We start from the raw sequence: 2681 nt of genomic DNA on the forward strand, positions 1-2681 counted from the left end.
GTATCTCAACAAGGCCGAAAGTGAAGTCACCCGCCATCTGGTGCGCGAGCGCGTGCTCAAGCCGGTCATGCCGGAAACGGCTGGCGGCGGCTCGCCCGATTCGGGCGCGATCCGTGCCGCGCGCGCCAACATCCGCCAGCACATGAAATACACCAACTGGCTGGCCGGCACCCGCCATTGGCTGGCCGGTTCGAGGGTCACCTATGCCGATCTCGCGGCCGCGGCGACGCTGTCGGTGCTCGACTATCTCGGCGAGATCGACTGGCGCGAGCACAGCGCTGCACGCGAATGGTACACGCGGGTCAAGTCGCGGCCCTCCTTCCGGCCGCTTTTGACCGACCGGGTGCGCGGCCTGTCACCGGTGTCGCATTATGCGGACCTCGACTTCTGACGCCGCAAAACTGCGCGCGCTGATCGACGCGGAGGCGCAGCGCGCCGGCTTCGATGCCGTTGCCGTCACCTCCCCCGATGCGATCCCGCTGGCGCCGGCGCGCCTGGCCGAATTCGTCGCCGATGGCTTTCATGGGTCGATGGACTGGATCGCCGAGACGCTTCAACGCCGCAGTGAACCAACAGCCCTCTGGCCGCAGGTGCGCTCGATCATCGTGCTGGCGATGAACTATGGCCCCGACCATGATCCGCGCGGGGTGCTGGCCAAGCGCGACTCCGGCGCGATCTCGGTCTATGCGCAAAACCGCGACTATCACGATGTGATGAAGGGGCGGCTGAAGGAGATCGCCGGCAAGATCGTGGCGCGCGCCGGGGGTGATGTGAAGGTATTCGTCGACACTGCGCCGGTGATGGAAAAGCCGCTGGCCGAGGCCGCCGGGCTCGGCTGGCAAGGCAAGCACACCAATCTGGTCAGCCGCGAGCACGGCTCCTGGCTGTTCCTCGGCACCATCTTCACCACCGCCGAACTCGTGCCCGACCGCGCCGAGATCGACCATTGCGGCTCCTGCCGCGCCTGCCTCGACGCGTGCCCGACCGATGCCTTTCCGGCGCCCTACCGGCTCGATGCGCGGCGCTGCATCTCCTATCTCACCATCGAGAACAAGGGGCCGATTCCGCACGAATTCCGCGAAAAGATCGGCAACCGCATCTATGGCTGCGACGATTGTCTTGCCGCCTGCCCGTGGAACAAATTCGCCCGGGCAGCTTCCGAAGCAAAACTCGTCGCGCGCGATGATTTGCGCGAGCCGCCGCTCGCCGACCTTTTGGGTCTCGATGACGCGGCCTTCCGCGCTTTCTTCTCCGGTTCGCCGATAAAACGCATCGGCCGCGACCGGTTCATCCGCAACGTGCTGATCGCCGCCGGCAATTCCGGCGATGCCTCTCTTGCCGACACTGTGCGCGCCTTGCTGGACGATGCCTCGCCGCTGGTCCGGGGCGCGGCAATATGGGCGCTGGCGCGGCTGGTGCCCGATGCCGAATATTCAGAACGGGCAGCCATCGGCCTGAAAACCGAAAGCGACGAAGCCGTGCGCGACGAATGGCGTCTGGCGCGGCCAACCAGGGCGAATGCATGAGCGAAAAGCAGATATTCATCTTCGGCGCCGGCTATTCCGGCGGGGCTTTTGCTCGGGCTAACAAAGGCGCCGCGACGATCTTCGGCACGACACGCTCGCCGGAAAAATTCGAGACGCTACGGCAGGCCGGTGTCGCGCCGCTTCTGTTCGACGGCGCGATGACCGGCGAAATCGGCGATGCATTGGGAAAAACAACGCATCTGCTGATTTCGGTCGCCCCGGAAGAGGCCGGCGATCCTGTGCTGAATGCCGCCCGCGCGGGAATCCTCACTCAAATGCCGGTGCTTGAATGGATCGGCTATCTCTCCACCGTCGGCGTCTACGGCAATTATGACGGCGCATGGGTCGATGAAACGGCGGAATGCCGGCCGGTGTCGAAGCGCTCGGTGATGCGGGTGGCCGCCGAACGAGACTGGCTGGAGCTGGGCCGCGAGATCGGCCGACCGGGGGCGATCCTGCGCCTGTCCGGCATTTACGGCCCCGGCCGCAACGCGCTGGTCAATCTGGAAAACGGCACTGCAAGGCGGCTGGTCAAGCCGGACCAGGTGTTCAACCGCATCCATTGCGACGACATTGCCGGCGCCCTGTGGCAGCTCATCGAAGGCAATACAGGCGGCATCTTCAACGTCACCGACGACCTGCCGGCGCCGCCGCAGGATGTCGTCGCCTATGCCGCTTCGCTAATGGGTATCGAACCGCCGCCCGAAATTCCCTTCGACGCCGCCCAACTTTCGCCCATGGCGCGGTCCTTCTATGGCGAGAACAAGCGTGTCGCCAACGCGGCGATCAAGGCGGCGGGTTATTCCCTGCGGTTTCCAGACTACCGCGCCGCCTTCGATCATATGTGGGCAAGCGGCGATTGGCGTGACGGCGAAGCGCGCAGCCCGATGAAGCGCTGACGATCGAAGCCGCGGGCGCGGCGTGCTATGATTCGGCCTTGGGATTGCGGTGGAGAACCGGGTTCATGAAGACAGCGATGAGGCTATCTCTAGGCAAAACGCCCCTGTTGGCCGCTGCGCTCGGCCTGCTTGCCGTGCTTGGCTCAGCCGTTCAGCCGGCGACCGCCGAGGAGCGGGCAAAAGACCTGTTCGGCGCCAAGAAACTGCCGGCCGCGACCGCGGCGCGGTCGATTGGCTTCTATTCCAAGGGCTGTTT

The 2681-nt window shown here is 65.2% G+C and carries 3 protein-coding genes and 1 pseudogene; all 4 read left to right on the forward strand.

The window, feature by feature from the left end:
* A partial coding sequence (locus tag EN939_RS28910) for a glutathione S-transferase family protein (RefSeq protein ID WP_164751305.1) occupies positions 1-391 on the forward strand: 391 nt, incomplete at its 5' end.
* Positions 372-1526, forward strand: a complete 1155-nt coding sequence (gene queG / locus EN939_RS28915; protein ID WP_127269762.1) for a tRNA epoxyqueuosine(34) reductase QueG — start codon at positions 372-374, stop codon at positions 1524-1526. The genes EN939_RS28910 and queG, both read left to right, overlap by 20 nt.
* A complete protein-coding gene (locus EN939_RS28920) occupies positions 1523-2425 on the forward strand; it encodes an SDR family oxidoreductase (protein WP_127269764.1) in 903 nt (300 codons plus the stop codon). Before queG ends, EN939_RS28920 begins: the two co-directional genes overlap by 4 nt.
* A gap of 65 nt (positions 2426-2490) precedes the next feature.
* Positions 2491-2681, forward strand: a pseudogene (locus EN939_RS28925) (penicillin-insensitive murein endopeptidase); the annotation flags it as partial.

It is taken from the genome of Mesorhizobium sp. M7A.F.Ca.CA.002.05.1.1 (assembly GCF_003998335.1).
Classification (GTDB): Bacteria; Pseudomonadota; Alphaproteobacteria; order Rhizobiales; family Rhizobiaceae; genus Mesorhizobium.